At 48.7% G+C, this 15,787-nt stretch carries 18 protein-coding genes and 1 rRNA gene; 1 reads left to right on the plus strand and 18 read right to left on the minus strand.

The genetic code is table 11. The annotated features are described in order from the left end of the window. From IEW11_RS08535 to sigI, 15 genes are all read right to left on the minus strand, one after another. A 16S ribosomal RNA gene (locus IEW11_RS08535) occupies positions 1–257 on the minus strand; the annotation flags it as partial. A gap of 388 nt (positions 258–645) precedes the next feature. Then, positions 646–1,554: a type II secretion system F family protein gene (locus IEW11_RS08540; protein WP_188530652.1), complete on the minus strand. Its 909-nt coding sequence runs from the start codon at positions 1,552–1,554 to the stop codon at positions 646–648. 6 nt (positions 1,555–1,560) lie between these two features. Further along, the gene (locus tag IEW11_RS08545; RefSeq protein ID WP_188530653.1) at positions 1,561–2,523 is read right to left on the minus strand and encodes a type II secretion system F family protein; all 963 of its coding nucleotides are present in this window, start codon (positions 2,521–2,523) and stop codon (positions 1,561–1,563) included. A gap of 12 nt (positions 2,524–2,535) precedes the next feature. Continuing rightward, on the minus strand, positions 2,536–3,927 hold the full coding sequence (locus IEW11_RS08550) for a TadA family conjugal transfer-associated ATPase (RefSeq protein ID WP_188530654.1): 1,392 nt from the start codon (positions 3,925–3,927) through the stop codon (positions 2,536–2,538). Between the two features lie 13 nt (positions 3,928–3,940). Beyond that, on the minus strand, positions 3,941–4,789 hold the full coding sequence (locus tag IEW11_RS08555; protein WP_229725061.1) for a CpaE/TadZ family protein: 849 nt from the start codon (positions 4,787–4,789) through the stop codon (positions 3,941–3,943). Positions 4,790–4,838: 49 nt separating this feature from the next. Next, positions 4,839–5,504, minus strand: a complete 666-nt coding sequence (cpaB, locus tag IEW11_RS08560; RefSeq protein ID WP_188530655.1) for a Flp pilus assembly protein CpaB — start codon at positions 5,502–5,504, stop codon at positions 4,839–4,841. Next, complete coding sequence (locus tag IEW11_RS08565; protein ID WP_188530656.1) at positions 5,501–5,950, minus strand: TadE/TadG family type IV pilus assembly protein; 450 nt, start codon at positions 5,948–5,950, stop codon at positions 5,501–5,503. The genes cpaB and IEW11_RS08565 overlap by 4 nt, the downstream gene beginning before the upstream one ends. Before the next feature lie 19 nt (positions 5,951–5,969). Beyond that, positions 5,970–6,359, minus strand: a complete 390-nt coding sequence (locus IEW11_RS08570; RefSeq protein ID WP_188530657.1) for a TadE/TadG family type IV pilus assembly protein — start codon at positions 6,357–6,359, stop codon at positions 5,970–5,972. Then, positions 6,356–6,874 carry an A24 family peptidase gene (locus tag IEW11_RS08575; RefSeq protein WP_188530658.1) on the minus strand — a complete coding sequence of 173 codons (519 nt, stop codon included), beginning with the start codon at positions 6,872–6,874 and terminating at the stop codon, positions 6,356–6,358. Before IEW11_RS08575 ends, IEW11_RS08570 begins: the two co-directional genes overlap by 4 nt. Positions 6,875–6,959: 85 nt before the next feature. Continuing rightward, the gene (locus IEW11_RS08580; RefSeq protein WP_188530659.1) at positions 6,960–7,166 is read right to left on the minus strand and encodes a Flp family type IVb pilin; all 207 of its coding nucleotides are present in this window, start codon (positions 7,164–7,166) and stop codon (positions 6,960–6,962) included. Further along, positions 7,163–7,552 carry a DUF192 domain-containing protein gene (locus tag IEW11_RS08585; protein WP_188530660.1) on the minus strand — a complete coding sequence of 130 codons (390 nt, stop codon included), beginning with the start codon at positions 7,550–7,552 and terminating at the stop codon, positions 7,163–7,165. The genes IEW11_RS08580 and IEW11_RS08585 overlap by 4 nt, the downstream gene beginning before the upstream one ends. Before the next feature lie 7 nt (positions 7,553–7,559). Beyond that, the gene (locus tag IEW11_RS08590) at positions 7,560–7,769 is read right to left on the minus strand and encodes a hypothetical protein (RefSeq protein WP_188530661.1); all 210 of its coding nucleotides are present in this window, start codon (positions 7,767–7,769) and stop codon (positions 7,560–7,562) included. A 115-nt stretch (positions 7,770–7,884) separates the two neighbouring features. After that, entirely contained in the window at positions 7,885–9,117 is a 1,233-nt protein-coding gene (locus IEW11_RS08595) for a copper amine oxidase N-terminal domain-containing protein (protein WP_188530662.1), read from the minus strand. 247 nt (positions 9,118–9,364) lie between these two features. Beyond that, positions 9,365–10,840 (minus strand): anti-sigma factor domain-containing protein, encoded by a 1,476-nt coding sequence (locus IEW11_RS08600; RefSeq protein ID WP_188530663.1) that lies wholly within the window; start codon positions 10,838–10,840, stop codon positions 9,365–9,367. Next, positions 10,840–11,583 carry an RNA polymerase sigma-I factor gene (gene sigI, locus IEW11_RS08605; RefSeq protein ID WP_188530664.1) on the minus strand — a complete coding sequence of 248 codons (744 nt, stop codon included), beginning with the start codon at positions 11,581–11,583 and terminating at the stop codon, positions 10,840–10,842. Before sigI ends, IEW11_RS08600 begins: the two co-directional genes overlap by 1 nt. 328 nt (positions 11,584–11,911) lie before the next feature. Here sigI and IEW11_RS08610 point away from each other — a divergent pair, with 328 nt between their 5' ends. Further along, the gene (locus IEW11_RS08610; RefSeq protein ID WP_188530665.1) at positions 11,912–12,346 is read left to right on the plus strand and encodes an SRPBCC family protein; all 435 of its coding nucleotides are present in this window, start codon (positions 11,912–11,914) and stop codon (positions 12,344–12,346) included. An 87-nt stretch (positions 12,347–12,433) separates the two neighbouring features. Here the strand turns inward: IEW11_RS08610 and IEW11_RS08615 are convergent, their stop codons facing one another. Genes IEW11_RS08615 through IEW11_RS08625 form a run of 3 tightly spaced genes read right to left on the minus strand, consistent with a single transcriptional unit; the run spans position 12,434 to position 15,780 of the window. After that, positions 12,434–13,732 (minus strand): MFS transporter, encoded by a 1,299-nt coding sequence (locus tag IEW11_RS08615; protein ID WP_188530666.1) that lies wholly within the window; start codon positions 13,730–13,732, stop codon positions 12,434–12,436. Positions 13,733–13,790: 58 nt separating this feature from the next. Further along, positions 13,791–14,498, minus strand: coding sequence for an isochorismatase family protein (locus tag IEW11_RS08620; protein ID WP_188530667.1), 708 nt, complete (start codon positions 14,496–14,498; stop codon positions 13,791–13,793). Between the two features lie 16 nt (positions 14,499–14,514). After that, a complete protein-coding gene (locus IEW11_RS08625; RefSeq protein ID WP_188530668.1) occupies positions 14,515–15,780 on the minus strand; it encodes an MFS transporter in 1,266 nt (421 codons plus the stop codon). Positions 15,781–15,787 lie beyond the last annotated feature (7 nt).

The raw sequence follows: 15,787 nt of genomic DNA on the forward strand, positions 1-15,787 counted from the left end.
CTAATGCGCCGCAGGCCCATCTGCAAGTGACAGATTGCTCCGTCTTTCCCAATTCGGCCATGTAGCCAAATTGTGTATCCGGTATTAGCATTCGTTTCCGAATGTTATCCCGGTCTTGCAGGCAGGTTGCCTACGTGTTACTCACCCGTCCGCCGCTAACCATCAGAGAAGCAAGCTTCTCATCAAGTCCGCTCGACTTGCATGTATTAGGCACGCCGCCAGCGTTCGTCCTGAGCCAGGATCAAACTCTCCATAAAAGGCGTCTTTATCTTTCGGCTGAAAGCCGATGGATAATGAGCGCCGAATGTGAGCTGATTGCTCATTACGTTTATTGCTTTTCTATAGCTCAGTGAGCTATAGGGCATTTCGCTCGTTGTTCAGTTTTCAAAGAACAAATTCATTTCTTTTCTTTCGTTTGTTCCAGCCGTTTCGCGACCGGAATTAGAATATACCATACACTCTTTAAATATTGCAAGTGTTTTTTCTAAAAAAATATTAAACTAACTATTAAATACTTTTTAACTCAGGTAACCAACGGTTGCCTGACTGCCCTTTTCATCGGCCAGTCAGCTATTGACGGCAGACTATGCCAGTGTAAATTATTAATCGTTAGTATTCCGATGGAGCATCGCTTCTATTCGCGTTCTACTCGTAAAAGGTACGGAAGAATTGTATCACAGCAGGGCCCAGAAGCACAATAAACAAGCTTGGAAAAATAAACAGCACCAGTGGAAAGAGGATTTTGATCGGCGCCTTCATCGCTTCTTCCTCGGCTCTTTGCCGTCTTTGTTCCCGCACCTCCTGAGATTGTACGCGGAGTACTTGCGCCATTCCGATTCCTAATTTTTCAGCTTGCAAAATCCTGCTGATAACCAGCTTAAGCTCCTCCAGCTGCAACCGGTCTCGCACCCCGAGCAGTGCTTCCCTACGCGTTTTTCCCAAGCGGATCTCCTCTAGACAGAAAGAAAATTCTTCCGATAACACGCCCGTCTTTCTAGATACCAGCTTGTGCAATGCCGCATCAAAACCAAGGCCTGCCTCCAAACTAACGGTTAACATATCCAGTACATCCGGAAGCTCCTTCAATGCCGCTCTGCATCTTTGCTTTGTTTTCAGCTTAAGATAAAGGGATGGCACCAATACAGCAGCCACCATACCTGCCATAATAAAAATCAAACACCCGCCGAAAGGAATGCCAAGCATTACTGCATAAATCCCAAACAGCAAGGGGATGATCAGCAATAAAATGATCTGAAGCAGCCACAGATCGACCGGACTCATCCGCAGCGGCTTACCGGCCCGCATGAGTTTAAGCTCGACCCGGTCTGCTTTTTCTCCCTGCATCCTTATTTGGGAGTGCCGTTTTAAGCTGTGCCATATCGCTTCGAAAACTTCTGCCGAGGCCCCTAGACGCGGCTTCACTCTTGGTCTGGCTACCGGGGCATCGCCCTTCCCAGCTTGCCGGCGTTTTTTGAGGGAGCTGCGATTCTGCGAAACTAAAAGTGTTGTGTAGGCCAATAGGGTAACCATAAAGAAAAACGATAGATACAACATACAGAATCACACCTCAATCCTGGTGAGTTTGCGGATGAATGCAAATCCAATAACTCCTGAAATCGAACCATAAATTAATAAAACGATTCCGAATGGATGAAGAAACAAAGACTCGATATAATCCGGCTGAATCAAATAAATAAAAATGCCGATTCCAATGGGAAGCGCCCCGATCACGAGTCCTGAAAGACGGCCTTGTGCGGTCAACGTGCGAAGCTGGCGCTGGATTTTATTGCGGTCGCGGATCATCTGCACAATCGTCTCCAAAATAACTGCCAGATTGCCCCCAATCTGCCTCTGGATCAAGATGGATTGAATCAGTAGGTCCAAGTCTTCGCTTGGCATCCGCTCTTGTAACTGCTGGAGCGCTGCCTCCATCGTACTGCCGTACTGCATTTCCCTTAGAACAAGCTCAATCTCCTCTTTCATTGGAGACTCCGAATCTTCAGCCACGATTTTCAGAGACTGGGCAAAGCTGAAACCGGCCTTTAAAGAACCGATAACCGTAGTAATCATATCCTGCAGGCTGTCATTGAAACCGTTCAACCTGTCCCGCTGTTTTTTCCGTACCCACCAAAGGGGCAGCATCAATCCGATAACGAATCCGATTAACCCAAATATTATTTTCCCAAAAAGCAAATAAAAAATGGCTGCGCCTGCAGCACTTGTACCCCATTGAATAAGCATGAAATCTTCCGGCCTTAGAGGCGCGCCCGCTCGCGCGAGAAACAGCGCCAAGCTCTCGCTTCTTCGCTTGCTGATCAACCGCCCACGAACATTTCTCGTATACTGCTGAAATTGCTTCACACGTTGGAATTTATTGTTTGCTGACGTCCTTTGATCATGGAGGGATAAATAGTAGGTTAATCTCTTTCTCGTTCTCCGCTCCGATGAAAACAGCATTTGAAAACTAGCTGTAATTAAAAGAAAGAGCGTGCAGGCGAACAACAAAACAATGATCCATTTCATGCTGCTCTCCCCCTACTCCTCGTTCCATGAATCAAAGGACTGGACGAATATATTGGCAGGCATAGGATTTCCCGTGGTTTCCAGTCGCTCATAAAAACGCGGCCTTACTCCCGTCGGGACCAATCTTCCAATCGTCTTGCCTTCTGTGTCCATCCTTTCCTGCTGGTAGACGAAGATATCCTGCAGGACAATGACATCCCCTTCCAAGCCTTGGACCTCCGTGATATTAGTCACTTTGCGGGAACCGTCCTTCAAACGGGATTGTTGAATAATTACATCAATCGCTCCCGCAATTTGCTCACGAATCGCTTTGACCGGCAGCTCCAGGCCTGACATCAGCACCATCGTCTCCAGACGTGCGATCATATCCCTTGGACTGTTGGAGTGACCCGTAGCGAGCGACCCGTCATGCCCGGTATTCATCGCCTGCAGCATATCAAGTGCTTCGCCTCCGCGCACTTCGCCAATTACAATACGCTCAGGCCGCATTCGCAAGGAATTCCGCACCAGATCACGGATCGTGACGGCCCCTTTGCCTTCGATATTGGGCGGACGCGACTCAAGCGATATAACGTGCTCCTGCGATAATTGAAGCTCTGCTGCATCCTCGATGGTAATGATCCGCTCATCGCTGGGAATGAACGAGGACAGCACGTTAAGCGTTGTTGTTTTGCCGGAGCCAGTACCTCCGCTTACAAAAATGTTTAATCTCGCTTTTACGCATGCCTCCAGAAAAGTTGCCATCTCGCGGGTAACCGTGCCACATCGGATTAGATCTTTAATGGTAAAGGGATCTTGGGAAAATTTCCGAATCGTAATGGAAGGGCCTTTTAACGCCAACGGCGGGATAATGACATTCACACGGGAACCGTCCGGCAATCTTGCATCGACCATGGGACTGCTCTCATCTACCCGTCTGCCGATAGGAGCTACGATTTTATCGATAATTTGCATCACATGCTCATCATCACGGAACTGTATGCAAGTCAGCTCCAATCTGCCGTGTCGCTCAACATAGACCTGCCCCGGTCCATTTACCATCACCTCGGAAATGTCGGGATCAAGCAGCAGCGGATTGATCGGTCCGAACCCGGTAAGATCATTAATCAGTTCTTCGACCACTTTCCTTCGGTCAATCTTGCCCTTGAAAGATTCATCCTCCTTCATGATTTCCATGGCCAAGTCATCAAGCTTTAACACGATCGCCTCCACGTTATCCTCCTTCAATTCCTGGAGTATCTGCTTATGCAGCCGTGTTTTCAGCTCCTGATGTTTGCTTATGTGCGTCTGTGGCTCTCTGCCCGGCTGATCTGCCCGTCGAATCTGCGGCCCGATTTCAGTTTCAGATTTAATCTCGGTACCCATAGGGCCGTTACTGGCTTGAATCCTTCCCAATAAACTCATGTTGTCTGCCCCTTTAACCTTTTAATGAATGTAACCTTCTGGCACTATGAATGAGCTTATTCAGAATGGAAGGGGCCTTCGGCTTGTCCATCTCGATATCACGTCTCGTAATCAACTGCTCAGCCATTTTGAAGATCACCTTAGCGATTTCCGTCTTCCCTTGATTCCAGACAAAAGGAATGCCGGAATCTAAAGACTCGCTCACAACCTGAAGGTCATTCGGGATATATATGGGACTCGCTTCTCCAAGCATATCCGGAACATCCGCCGCTCTAATCACGCTTTCTGCGGTGGATCGGTTAATGATAACTTGTATTTTGTATCTTAAGCCGAGCAATTCCAGCGTCTCCAGCATTTGCTTCGTATGTCTAATCGATGCCATCTCTAATGTTGTAAGCAGAAACACTTGGTCGGCCTTCTCCATAAAAGCTACCGTAGACTCCTGCAGACCGACGCCCGTATCGGCGATCAGATAATCATGACCGGTAAATAATGAATTACAGGCGCGTTCAATCACCATCGGAGTAATGAGCTCTGCATATTCCGGACGGTCTGGAGCAGCAAGGACTTTCACGCCGCTGGCATGGGGAGTCAAAAAGCTGGCTAATGTCAATTTGTCCATCGATTCGATTACGACATCCTTAACCGAAAATACCGGGCGCAAATTCATGGCCATGCTGACGTCGCCAAATTGAAAGTCTCCGTCGATGATACAGATCTGATGATTACTTTTGGACAAAGCAACAGCCAGATTGACAGCTAATACCGTTCTCCCGCTTCCGCCCTTGGCACTGCATACGGCTATCATCTCCCCGCGTTTGGCCTTCATCCGCTCCTCCTGCCCCTTGTCGTCATTCGGCAACCTGATAACCTCCTCATCTGGAATGAGCGATATGCGCGCAGCACCGCTCTTAAGCAGCAGGAATCATCCTGCTGTGCAGTATAAGGCTGAGACTGCCCCGTTCACCGGCGTTGATTACCATGACCGCATCCTGCGGCTTCAACTCTAACGTAACCGAGCTGTATACCTCATATTGCGTATCGGGTCCCGCCTCTACCATCCTGCGTCCGATTGCAAGCACACGAACCCTCTCCAGTAGGATGAAGGATACAGCTGGTTTTCCGTCGTGTACGGCAGGGGTCGATATAACATCCACGTAATCCTCCGGTTCAATGAGATTGGATACGGATTGAACTGCGTTCACCTCAACAGTCACCGCACGATAGCCTTCCTGTATTTTGCGGGAAACAAACATTGTTTCCTCTTCCACCTGCCTCAGCCGATGGGATAGAAGAACCTCGCCTGCCGCCAGATCAGCGACGGCGAACTTCCCTTCTGCTTCTTCCGTGCTTTTGATCGTTTGAGGGTGCAGGCCCTTCTCAGGAACTTGAATCATATACAGCATATCTGCAGAAATGGACTGGTTTTTCATGATCGGCTGCCTCGCTGCTATAACTTCCACCCACACGATATCCACCGCTTGCGCGGCATCGAACTTTTTCATATAACTGAAAAATAACGCCGTTGTAATAAGTCCCATAATTATGGCTAATACCAAGGTGAGTTTCACTCTCATGAATGCTCCCGCTCCACTAGTCGGATGGCAACGATAATTGGCTTGTCACCAGCGCGATCCGTTTGAATTTCCGCTGCCGCTGTTACATCGACAGGGGCGGCCTGAATACCGAGCAAACGGGAAAAAGTAAGCGGCACCTGCTTCTTCAGATGGACGCTTACCCTATGCTCCATAATGACCGTTGTATCCTTTAAACTCGCTGTTCCATCATGGTCTTTTACCACTTTTTGCACCACTGCGTACACAGCGGTCGGTTGATTCGTCAATTCCTGCGCCCCGGACAAGACTGCGGCATTTGCCGCGATCTGCAGTCTGATCTTAGATACGTAAACGGCGCCGCCGTCCAAAATCAATGCCGCCACGACCAAAAGGCCAAGCATCACAAAAGCGGCGAGCACAAGGGCGCTTCCACGCTGCTGGGAAAGTAAACGATAGGTTTGCTTCATAGGTATGCCGCTTCTCCTTTCACTCCACCCGAGTGGTAGATTTGGCAGTGATGACAGGGGCAGGAAGAATATTGGAAATGAGTGGAGTGAGGAAATCAAGCTCCTGGGTGAGCTTTACCGTCACATACTCTCCAGAATTTCGCAGTGAGTCATTAGGAGTGATAGAAACGTGCAGATGATCCGCGTCCCCAAGCTTCACATATTCCCGGGCGAACGCTGTAACTTCGCTGTCTGTTTTGCCCATGCCGCCTAAGCGGACGACTTCCTGGACAGCCATGTTAAGATGCATATATCCATACATGATTCGGCAAATGTCAAAAATCCCGCAGATGAGGAGCAGCAGCAGTGGAAGCAGAAGTGCAAATTCGGTAAGAGATTGCGCCCTATTCTCACGAATCAATCGTTTCATCCGATTCCCCACCCTTTTCCGAGAAGAACCATCATGCCGCCTCCGGCTATTGCAATTCCATATGGGCAGGTCGCGGTGACTGAGCCTTTCAATCCATAGAAAGGAAACTTGAGCCCGTATTTTAACCCGTACAAATACATCACGCACGCATGGAGCGCACTCCGGGATCTCTTTCTAACAATCAGGATAAACAGCGCCATTGCCGCTCCGATCAAAGCCATATAGAACGATGTTGCCAAAACAAACAAAGCCCCCTTTAACGCCCCGACCAATGCCAAAAGCTTAACATCTCCCGCTCCTATCCCCCCAAGTAAATACGGAATCAACAGAATACAAAAACCTGTCAAAAATCCCGTTAACGACATGCTAAGCGCTGACCAACCACCGGTAGTCCAATGTCCGAACCAGGCGGTTAGCAGCGAAGGAAACACAATCGCGTTATAAATTTTTCTCTCTCTTAAATCCGTCACAACGCAAACCATTAATACCCCGATCAAGATAACATTGGGCCACATGCGAACCCTCCACCGCTTTGTCTTATATGTAAGCAGCCCCTTATGGAGCAAAGGCCGTAATGTTATAGACTACGCTGGCCCGTTTTTATTGATCTTTTAGATTTCCGAATGATGCTGAATCTTCACTTCCCTGGACACTGGATACTACACCCTGAAAAATGGATATAATCTCATCTCTCAACAAGACCAGAATCGCCACAACAGCCACTGCCACCAACCCTAATATCAGGCCGTATTCCGTCATGGCTTGACCTTCCTCTTCCATAATTAAAGATTTCATTTGGTTCATCATCTGAATCGCTCCTTTTCTTTCTTCTGAAATCGGACCGTATGCCCGACCCGGGTTTTTGAATTTTCCAGCGTGCCTGCCGGCAGCTCAATAACGGAAACGCTGTTTCGGAATACTTGGCCAAGCTTGCCAGGCTGCAGCTTGTTTTCAATTCCAACGATTTGCTGCTGGTCATCCAAATAAATGACATCGATCGCATAGTTCATAAAGAAAGTGTGTATGGATTGGCAAGGAGCAAGATGAAGCCCTGTACCGGATGGAAGATGGTTGGTGAACATTAAGCCTTTCAAACGCCGCAAGAACGTCTGTGCTTCACGTAGTTCATAAGCCAGCAGTTCTTTAGTCTGTGCATTGATCAATTGGGCGGCCGTATAACCCCTAATCTTCATTAGCCCTCTAAAGAACCTGGCTTTTTGTCATTTCGATTTGCGTGCGGTAAAACTGTTCGAATACGCCGTGCTTATGGCCGATCATTCTAACCGGTTGTTTCTCGCGTTTTAATTCGTCGAGCTCTTTTTCCAACCTCTCAATACGGTCGTACAATTGATCCAACAGCACACTAGCCTTTTGATCATCCAGCTTCCAGATACTTAATACCGGCTTCATCCTGCAGGCCTCCCTTTACACTTCTTTAAAACGGTAACGGATGGTGGGGTAAATCATTCAATCGCTTGAATGATTCACCTGCCGGACAATCCAGCAATACCATCATTCTTACTTATTACTCAGAGATAACGATCATTTTGCTTTCGGATTTCCAATCTACTATAGTGCCAAGTGATTCACCAAGAAAGCGCAATGGAATGACCGTACGGCCGTCTACAACTTTTGCAGGAACTTCAATCGTCACTTCTTGACCATTCACAATGGCCGTGGTACTGTCGATCGTCAATTGAATTGTGGTATCCCCATGTTGAATGGATACCTGCTGATTTGCGCCATCCCATTTAACATCCGCTCCAAGCGCTTCCGAGATCGCTCTGAACGGTACTAATGTACGTCCATTTTCAACAAACGGTTTAACGTCAAATTTTGGCACAACGCCGTTTACAAACGCTTTGAGCTCTGTATTGCCGTTTTCTGCGAATGCTTTGTTTAACGCTTCAAAAACTTCAGGATGCTGCGGATTTAGTGCTGCTGCAGTCATAAGCTCCACTGTTGCCTCGTTATATTTACCTGCGCTAACCAGTTCTTCACCAAGTTTAAACCTTGCAACCGAGCTGGTTGGATTGGACTCGACCGCTTTTTCAAGATAAAGCTGTTTGTTCTCCGCGCTACCTTGGCTGCCTGCGAGCTCAGCTTGCAGCATGAAGGAGAGGTAGCTTTCCGGCGCAAGCTCTGCTAACAGCTCAGAAACCTCCTCAGCTTTACTCAGGTCGCCGCTGGCCAGATAAGTCAAAGCCAGTTCAACATACAGCGCTTGATTATTCGGATCAGTCTCTAAAGATTGCTCAAGCTCGTCAATCGCAGTATCAAAATCAACGCCTTGTTTCAATGTAAAAAGATTATTCTCCGCTTGTTGTTTTTCCAGATATTTACCATAATCTGCTTTATCTAAGTTCGAACGAAAATCTGCCAAGCTCGAGAACATGTCGGCGACATCTTCAAAATCAAAATCAGAATCAAAATCAAACCCGGCAAAACTAGGAATAAAGTCTTCCCCGTCACCTAAGCGGGATTCGTAGTCATATGAATCATCATTGTCCGATTCATCGTATGAATCATCATAATCCTCACTTCTCTCCTGATTGCCGGAATCGAAGTAATAGTCTGGAGCGCCCGAGTTACTTCCGGAATACACCGAGCTGCCAACCGTGTCTTCTTCAGATTTCGTTTCCGTTGTCACAGTGGTGCTGGAATCAGTTTGTGCTCCTGTACTGGCGGCATAACCGGTAGAAAGCGGGGTTACAGCCAGCAGTGCTGCTAAAGATAATACGGTGAGTTTTTGTTTCATTTAATACAACCTCCATTTTGGTTTAAGTTTGTTTGCTTAATTTAAAATACGACAGCTTATTTGTTGAAGTGGGGGTTGGTCGACAAAATTAGACATTATTCTTCATTATTTTTTAAGAAATTTTTAGATATCTCAAGTTTCTATGGTTCGCTCTTATGTTATGGTGACTGACGCCTATGCCGGCTGTACATAAAAAATAACCTTACTTTGTACGAATACTAAAGTAAGGTTATGAATTGTTTATCATTTATCTAGCTGCAGATGAAGAAGGCGGAGTGGATACAGAATTCGCTGAGCCACCTCCAGCAGCCCCCGACGGACTGCTAGAGCTTGGCGGGCTACTCGAGCTCGATGAACCTCCTGAGTCTGATGAATCCGAGCCCGAAGAATTATCGGAGTCAGGTGTATTACCGGTGCCGGATGAATTGCCAGAGCCCGATGAACTGCCTGATCCAGATGAAGCACCAGTATCCGGCGGTCCCTCCGAGCCTGAAGCAGGGGCGGATGGCGCATCATCGCTTGACGGGCGATCAGAGCTGGATGGCGCCTCGAAATCTGATTGGGAATCGGTATCCGAAGGTGCCCCGGCATCCGATGGAACATCCGATCCTGATGGGATACCGGATTCAGAAGAGGCACCGTTATCTGCCGATCCATTAGTTACCGCTGGCGCATGTGATTCTGTCGGCCCGCTCGATCCCGATGGGATACCGGAGCCCTCCGACCCATTAGTTCCCGCTGGTTTACCTGATACTCCGGACACCCCGGACGTTCCGGATGGTTGCTTACGTGTCTTACTATTGTTCACATCCCGGGACTGGCTTGGTGAATCAGTTATACTCTGCTGCTGCCCTTCATTTTCAGTTGAAGGAACCGGCATCCCCTCTGTTTGGTTAGAAGACGATTCGACCGGAAACGTTTCTTCCGTTATGTCCGATTGCTCATCTAACGCTTGGTTTATCGCCGTTCCTGCGGATACAAACCATTGTTCTTTGCTTATTCCTGCTTCTTGTAAAATTTGCGCGATTGACTCCGAAGCGGCTTTTTCCAGGCTCAATTGAATGCCCGACTGCCGCTCTGCCTGTTGGATCAAAAGCCATTTATTAAGAGAAAGGTTATGCTCCTTTGCTTGGTCATAAAATGCCTTGCTGGCTTGTTCCACTTTGATAAACCCGTCAATCTGTGCCGCCTGGAGGGTTTCAGCCACCGCAGCCTCGATCGATTTAGCGTCAAGCAGGGATTTCCCTCTTAGCTTTGCAGCAGTAACCATGATGATATTTTCCCTGTCTTTATGGATGTACCCTAGAGCTACTGATTGAGCGACGACCTGTTCAACTGCTTTTTGTACCGTCAGTTCTTCCGAAGGAAACTCATCTAGAACCTTCTCTGCATCCGGGTTTAGAGCATCGGCTTTTTTTACAAGGCCATCCGAATCCACATACAGCTCCAGACTGGGATTGATATCTATCGCAACGACATAATCATATTTAGGTTGTAATTGCGACCACATGGTCAGACTCAACACAAGGAAGAAACAGGCTGCTGCAGCCCCATATATCCAAGGCGGTAACCGCCGTTTTTTAGGGTTGAGCGGAACAGTGATTCTTTCCCCTACCATTGGAAGCATCTTGGGAAGGGGAAGGTTGCGGAACTTGCCGTCATCACACATCACAACGATAAATTCATCGGTAATTCTAATGACAAGCCCTTTGGTCTCTTCCATCATTTCGCCCTCCTTTCCAAATCGGGGAATGCAATGGACGATTTTAAGTGGGGCAGGTCATTGGCCATGAGAATGACAATAAGGGCGATTAAATACTTTCTCCCGCGTTCGACTGTTTTCCTGCTAACATGAACAAACTCAAGCATTTGCTTAAGCGGCAGCTGCTTTGTCTTTACAAGAAATTCAACTAATTGGGGATATTTCATAAACTCATAAGCAATATGAATCAGATTATTTCTGGCATCTGATCGATCAGGAGAAGCAGCTTCCAATTCTTCGAAGTGAATGCCGAACTCCTCTAACCTGGTGCTATAGATAAAGATCTCATCCATTCGGTCTTGAATCTGCTTCTGTTCATTATACTGATGCCAAGACTGCTTAATCTCAACGGAATTCGATTCGTATTCTTCACCCTCTGTAGCTTGCGGATTATAGTCCAGGCTCACCGCGACCTGCTGCCGGGCCTCTTTTCTAAAATAGTCAATGAGCCGCGATTGAATAATGAGCTTTGCATAACCGAAAAAATTCCCATTTTGCGAATGATCATATCGGTTAATTGCTTCATTAAATGCGATAAGGCTGATACTCATCTCATCATCATTCCATGAGATGATCCGTTTGCAAATGCTGGAGGTTACTCTTTCCAAAAACAGTTTATTACCCCCGATGATTTCTTGTCGGACCTGCTCGTCTCCTCGCTGAGCTCTTCTAATCATATCTTTTAGAGCAGATTCTTCAAGCATTACGCACTCCCCCCTGACGTTACATCTACTAATACGAATCAAGGTTTGCATAACTGTCCGTCCACAGACCCAAATCCAAAAAACTTTCCATTCCTACTAAAGTCCGTTTTTATAATATCGGCGCATACAGGATTTGCATTAATTAATTAATGGAAAACCTGTGTGGAAGTGGTCGATTCAGCCCGGGCAAATGCGCTTGAACGCTATTTTTAATTAACGAAACGAGCAGAATCGCACAATAGCAATCGAAAAGAAACCTAGCTCCCGCTTAAATGTTATAATAGGTGCAGGATTTGAAAAAAATGAATGGGTATAAGGAGGTTATGTAATGGGAACTGGTAATCAAGCAACGATAACCGTAGAAACGATCGTTCATGCTCCTGTTGAAAAAGTATGGGAATACTGGACGGAACCAAAGCATATCACCCAATGGAATAAAGCTTCCGATGAATGGCACACGCCATACGCCGAGAATGATCTTAAGGTTGGCGGTAAATTCGTCTCGAGAATGGAGTCCAAGGACGGCAGTTTGGGATTTGATTTTGGCGGAGTATACGACGAGGTGAACATGAACGAGAGCATCTCCTATACGATAGCCGATGGCAGAAAAGTGAAGATCGTATTTATTCAACAAAATAACGGCACGAAAATCATCGAATCCTTCGAAGCGGAAGAGATTAACGGAATTGAGATGCAGCAAGCCGGTTGGCAGGCGATTTTGGACAATTTCAAAACCTATGCGGAAACAGCCAACGAAGAATAAGAAATTATCACAGCCTTGGAAGCGAATATCGGCATTCGCTTTGCTATGCACAAAAAAGAGCCTTCTCCGCTGTATCGGAGAAAGGCTCTATTTTGTAAGTTTATGCGCGCTTCCCGGCGCTATGGTTACCGGCAGCGGCTTCCGTTCATGCGGATGTCCGCCGTCCTCCTCCTCCATTTCCTGCTCTATCGCGTCCGGTTCCTCCTTAAGGGATTTCTGCACGAACGCGCTGAAAATCAGAAGAAACAGCGCAATCAACCCGAAACCATAGGTCAGGCCAATTGCCGTCGAGAGCCCGCCGATAACAACGGGATTGGTAACCTGAACGACGCGGTTGGCCATCGTACGCAGGCTCATTCCCATCCCCTGCCGCTCGGACGGCACGGTTCTGGCCACCATAATGAGCGCCATCGGCTGATTGATGCCTGCGCATGCGCCCCAGGCGAACACAACAGCGGTAATAATCCATAATCCCGGTTCGAACATAAGGGCAATCAGGCAGGCGGAGCCGATCCACACGCTGCCGACCATGATCAGCCGATGGCCGAGCCGCCCAATCAACATCCCGACAAACGGACGGATGACGACGGAAGCGACTGCGCCGACCGAGAGCATCGTTCCGACCTGTGTGTTCGAATACCCGATGTTCGAGAGGTAAATCGGGAAGAACGTCCCTTTAATATCCACCAAAACAAAGAGCACCCCGTTAAATACAAGCGCCATCGTGAAGGAACGGTTCTGTTTCATCAGCGTCACGCCGCTTCCGTAGCTTTTCCACAAGTTGAATGACACATCGGTTAAGGCGCCGCCCTCCTTATTCGAGGCAGGGATCAGAAAAGAAAAGGCCACCGAAACGACGGAAAATAAGGCGAATACGATAAACACGAGCGTATAATTACCGAAATCGGACAACAGGCCGCCCAGCAGCGGTCCGCCGAATTGAGCCAAGGAGTTGACAAAGGCAAAGTTGGACAGCAGCGTATGGCTGCCATTACCCTTTGGCGCGCTTCTTGCGAGCTGCCCGGCGGAGGCCTGCAGCGCCCCCCAGCTGAGCAGGCTGCCCAGCCCGTTTAGCACCTGGCCGATCAAGATCGGCACGATCCAGGAGAACATCCCGCCGAGAACGTATAACAGGCCGCTGATTACCATAACCGCCGATCCAACAAACACCGCCTTGCGCGGCCCGATCCGATCTATGATTTGCCCCGCAGGCATCGCGAACAACACCGGAATAAAAGCATGCAGGGCCATCAGCGCACCCACCAAAGCGAGCGAATATCCCTCCGCATTAAAATAAAGAGCGACCATCGGGCGCAGCATGCTAAAGCCCAACCAATATAAGGTTGCTGAGACGAATAAAACGATGAGGCCCGCCCTTTTAAACACGTACGCTTCCCTCCAAATCATGCCCCTTCAAAGATGAGAGCGTCAGCCTTTCCTCACTTCATACGTTCAAGGTCCGAGCTTCCGATCTCAGCTCCAAATGCTCCAATGCCTCATCGATATGCATCACATCGGCATATTTGTGGTGGAGATCGAACAGATTGACCTTGTGCGAAAGCATGCTGCGATCATAGCAGCACTCTTCCACCAGTGTCACATGATACCCGTAGGAATAGGCTTCCACCGCACTTGCGCGGACACAGCCGCTGGTCGATTCGCCGCAGACGATCAAGCTGTCCACGCCCATTTTCGTCAAGTATGCCGCAAGAGGGGTGCCGTAAAAGGCGCTTGCCCTGCTCTTGTAGATGATCAGGTCCTCCGGCTCCGGAGAAAAGGCTTCGAAAATGTCATAGGCATCATCCGTAATGTTTTTCAGCCTGCGGTTTGTCGAGCCGATTTTAGTCGGCGCTTTAGTGTGCTGGTCTCTAGTGGTATAGATGACCGGAATGCCTAATTCCCGCACTTTTTGGAACAGACGCTTGGTCGGCTCGATCGCCTCCCACGCATGAATGCCGCAGGAGCTCGGGTACTCGCCCTGCAATTCAATGACCGGCTTGGGTCCTCCCTTGTAGCTGGCATTATAAAGGTCGATCGCAAGCAGCGCCGGACGCTTGCCGATAAAGGTTTCTCTGTGGTAAGGCTTGTAAATTTCCAGAATCTCCTCGCTTACGATATCTTTCCAGCAGTGATCTTCAAAGTCGTATTTCATCGTTTATTCCTCCATATTATAGAATTCTCTCGTTCGATACTGTTTCTCTCAGATTGACCCCTGCTTGCCTGTGCTTCAGCCGGCTGTATGCGCCGAATCCGAGCATGGAGGCTAGCAGCACACCTCCCCCCGAGCAAAAGGCCAGCCCTAATCCAAGCGTATGACCGACCACCCCGAACAAGGCGGGTCCGGCAATTTGCGAGAAACGGTTGGCCAAAAGGCGCAGACCCATGACTTTGCCCCGTTCATTGCTTTGCGTATCATCCACCATGATCATCGTACTAACCGGCATATTGATGCCGACAGCACAGCCAAGCACGAAAGAGATCAGCGCAATCATCAGAAGATGCCAATTCAGCAGCGGCAAAACGATCAAGGACAGCGCGGCAATGCAGCCCGCTCCGATGAGGATTCGTTCCTGGGAAAACCTCTTCATGAGCTGCCCCAGAAACGACCTGGAGATCAGGCTCGCCATGCCCCGCACGGACACCAATATCGAGATAGCCAGCGCACTGTAGCCGAGCGAATCCAGGTAAAGCGGGAAAAAGCCCAGCCAGATCGATTGAATAAAATGAATCAGAAATGTCCCTACGAGACCGAATTGAACACCCGGATGTTTGAATAAATGTGCTCCGTCCATATAACTTGCCACGATTTCCCGGGGCCGTACAAACTCCTTCATTCCGCCGCCTGACGATTGCTTCTTCACTGCATGGCGGCTGCGCCACCGGAAGGTTAAGCCGAAAACAAGCGCCGCGGCGAAGGATACGAGAAAGGCGGTACGATAACCCAATTCCGTCGTGCCTGACCAGCCCCACAGAACTCCGGATGTCACGAGCGCAACGATTCCGCCGCCGATTAACGGCCCTGCCATATTGCCTCCAGAGCACCATGCCGAATAACGAGTAATGCTGCGGTCTCTTTCTTCCTTGCTTCCCTCTGAGACAATCACTTGAAGCGCGGAAGCCATAATCATCGTACCTGCTCCTATGAACAGCTGCGACAGAGCCAGCAGCGGCAGGTTAGGGCTCCATACCATCACAAGCAGCGACAGTACAGTGATGGCATTGCCTCCGCCAAGCATTTTCACCGCGCCGATGCGGTCAATCATCTGGCCCACGGGCATGGCGATAAAGAGAGGGAAGACTGCTTTCAGCATGAGCATCATGCCGATTAGCGCGGTAGAAGCACCCAATTCCGCGGCATAGAGGGAGAAGAACGGCTGCGTCAGCGATATAATGCCGAAATGGATCCCGCCGCCAATTATGCCTAGTCGTCTCAATACGTGT

Source organism: Paenibacillus abyssi (assembly GCF_014640295.1).
Classification (GTDB): Bacteria; Bacillota; Bacilli; order Paenibacillales; family Paenibacillaceae; genus Paenibacillus_D; species Paenibacillus_D abyssi.

Coding starts and splice junctions, on each gene's coding strand:
- IEW11_RS08550 (WP_188530654.1), bottom strand. CDS start 3,927: ATGAGTTTATTGGGAAGGATTCAAGCCAGTAACGGCCCTATGGGTACC.
- IEW11_RS08595 (WP_188530662.1), bottom strand. CDS start 9,117: ATGAAACAAAAACTCACCGTATTATCTTTAGCAGCACTGCTGGCTGTA.
- IEW11_RS08580 (WP_188530659.1), bottom strand. CDS start 7,166: ATGATGAACCAAATGAAATCTTTAATTATGGAAGAGGAAGGTCAAGCC.
- IEW11_RS08620 (WP_188530667.1), bottom strand. CDS start 14,498: ATGAAATACGACTTTGAAGATCACTGCTGGAAAGATATCGTAAGCGAG.
- IEW11_RS08565 (WP_188530656.1), bottom strand. CDS start 5,950: ATGAAGCAAACCTATCGTTTACTTTCCCAGCAGCGTGGAAGCGCCCTT.
- IEW11_RS08585 (WP_188530660.1), bottom strand. CDS start 7,552: ATGAAGATTAGGGGTTATACGGCCGCCCAATTGATCAATGCACAGACT.
- IEW11_RS08570 (WP_188530657.1), bottom strand. CDS start 6,359: ATGAAACGATTGATTCGTGAGAATAGGGCGCAATCTCTTACCGAATTT.
- IEW11_RS08575 (WP_188530658.1), bottom strand. CDS start 6,874: ATGTGGCCCAATGTTATCTTGATCGGGGTATTAATGGTTTGCGTTGTG.
- sigI (WP_188530664.1), bottom strand. CDS start 11,583: ATGCTTGAAGAATCTGCTCTAAAAGATATGATTAGAAGAGCTCAGCGA.
- IEW11_RS08545 (WP_188530653.1), bottom strand. CDS start 2,523: ATGAAATGGATCATTGTTTTGTTGTTCGCCTGCACGCTCTTTCTTTTA.
- IEW11_RS08590 (WP_188530661.1), bottom strand. CDS start 7,769: ATGAAGCCGGTATTAAGTATCTGGAAGCTGGATGATCAAAAGGCTAGT.
- cpaB (WP_188530655.1), bottom strand. CDS start 5,504: ATGAGAGTGAAACTCACCTTGGTATTAGCCATAATTATGGGACTTATT.
- IEW11_RS08600 (WP_188530663.1), bottom strand. CDS start 10,840: ATGGAAGAGACCAAAGGGCTTGTCATTAGAATTACCGATGAATTTATC.
- IEW11_RS08540 (WP_188530652.1), bottom strand. CDS start 1,554: ATGTTGTATCTATCGTTTTTCTTTATGGTTACCCTATTGGCCTACACA.
- IEW11_RS08610 (WP_188530665.1), top strand. CDS start 11,912: ATGGGAACTGGTAATCAAGCAACGATAACCGTAGAAACGATCGTTCAT.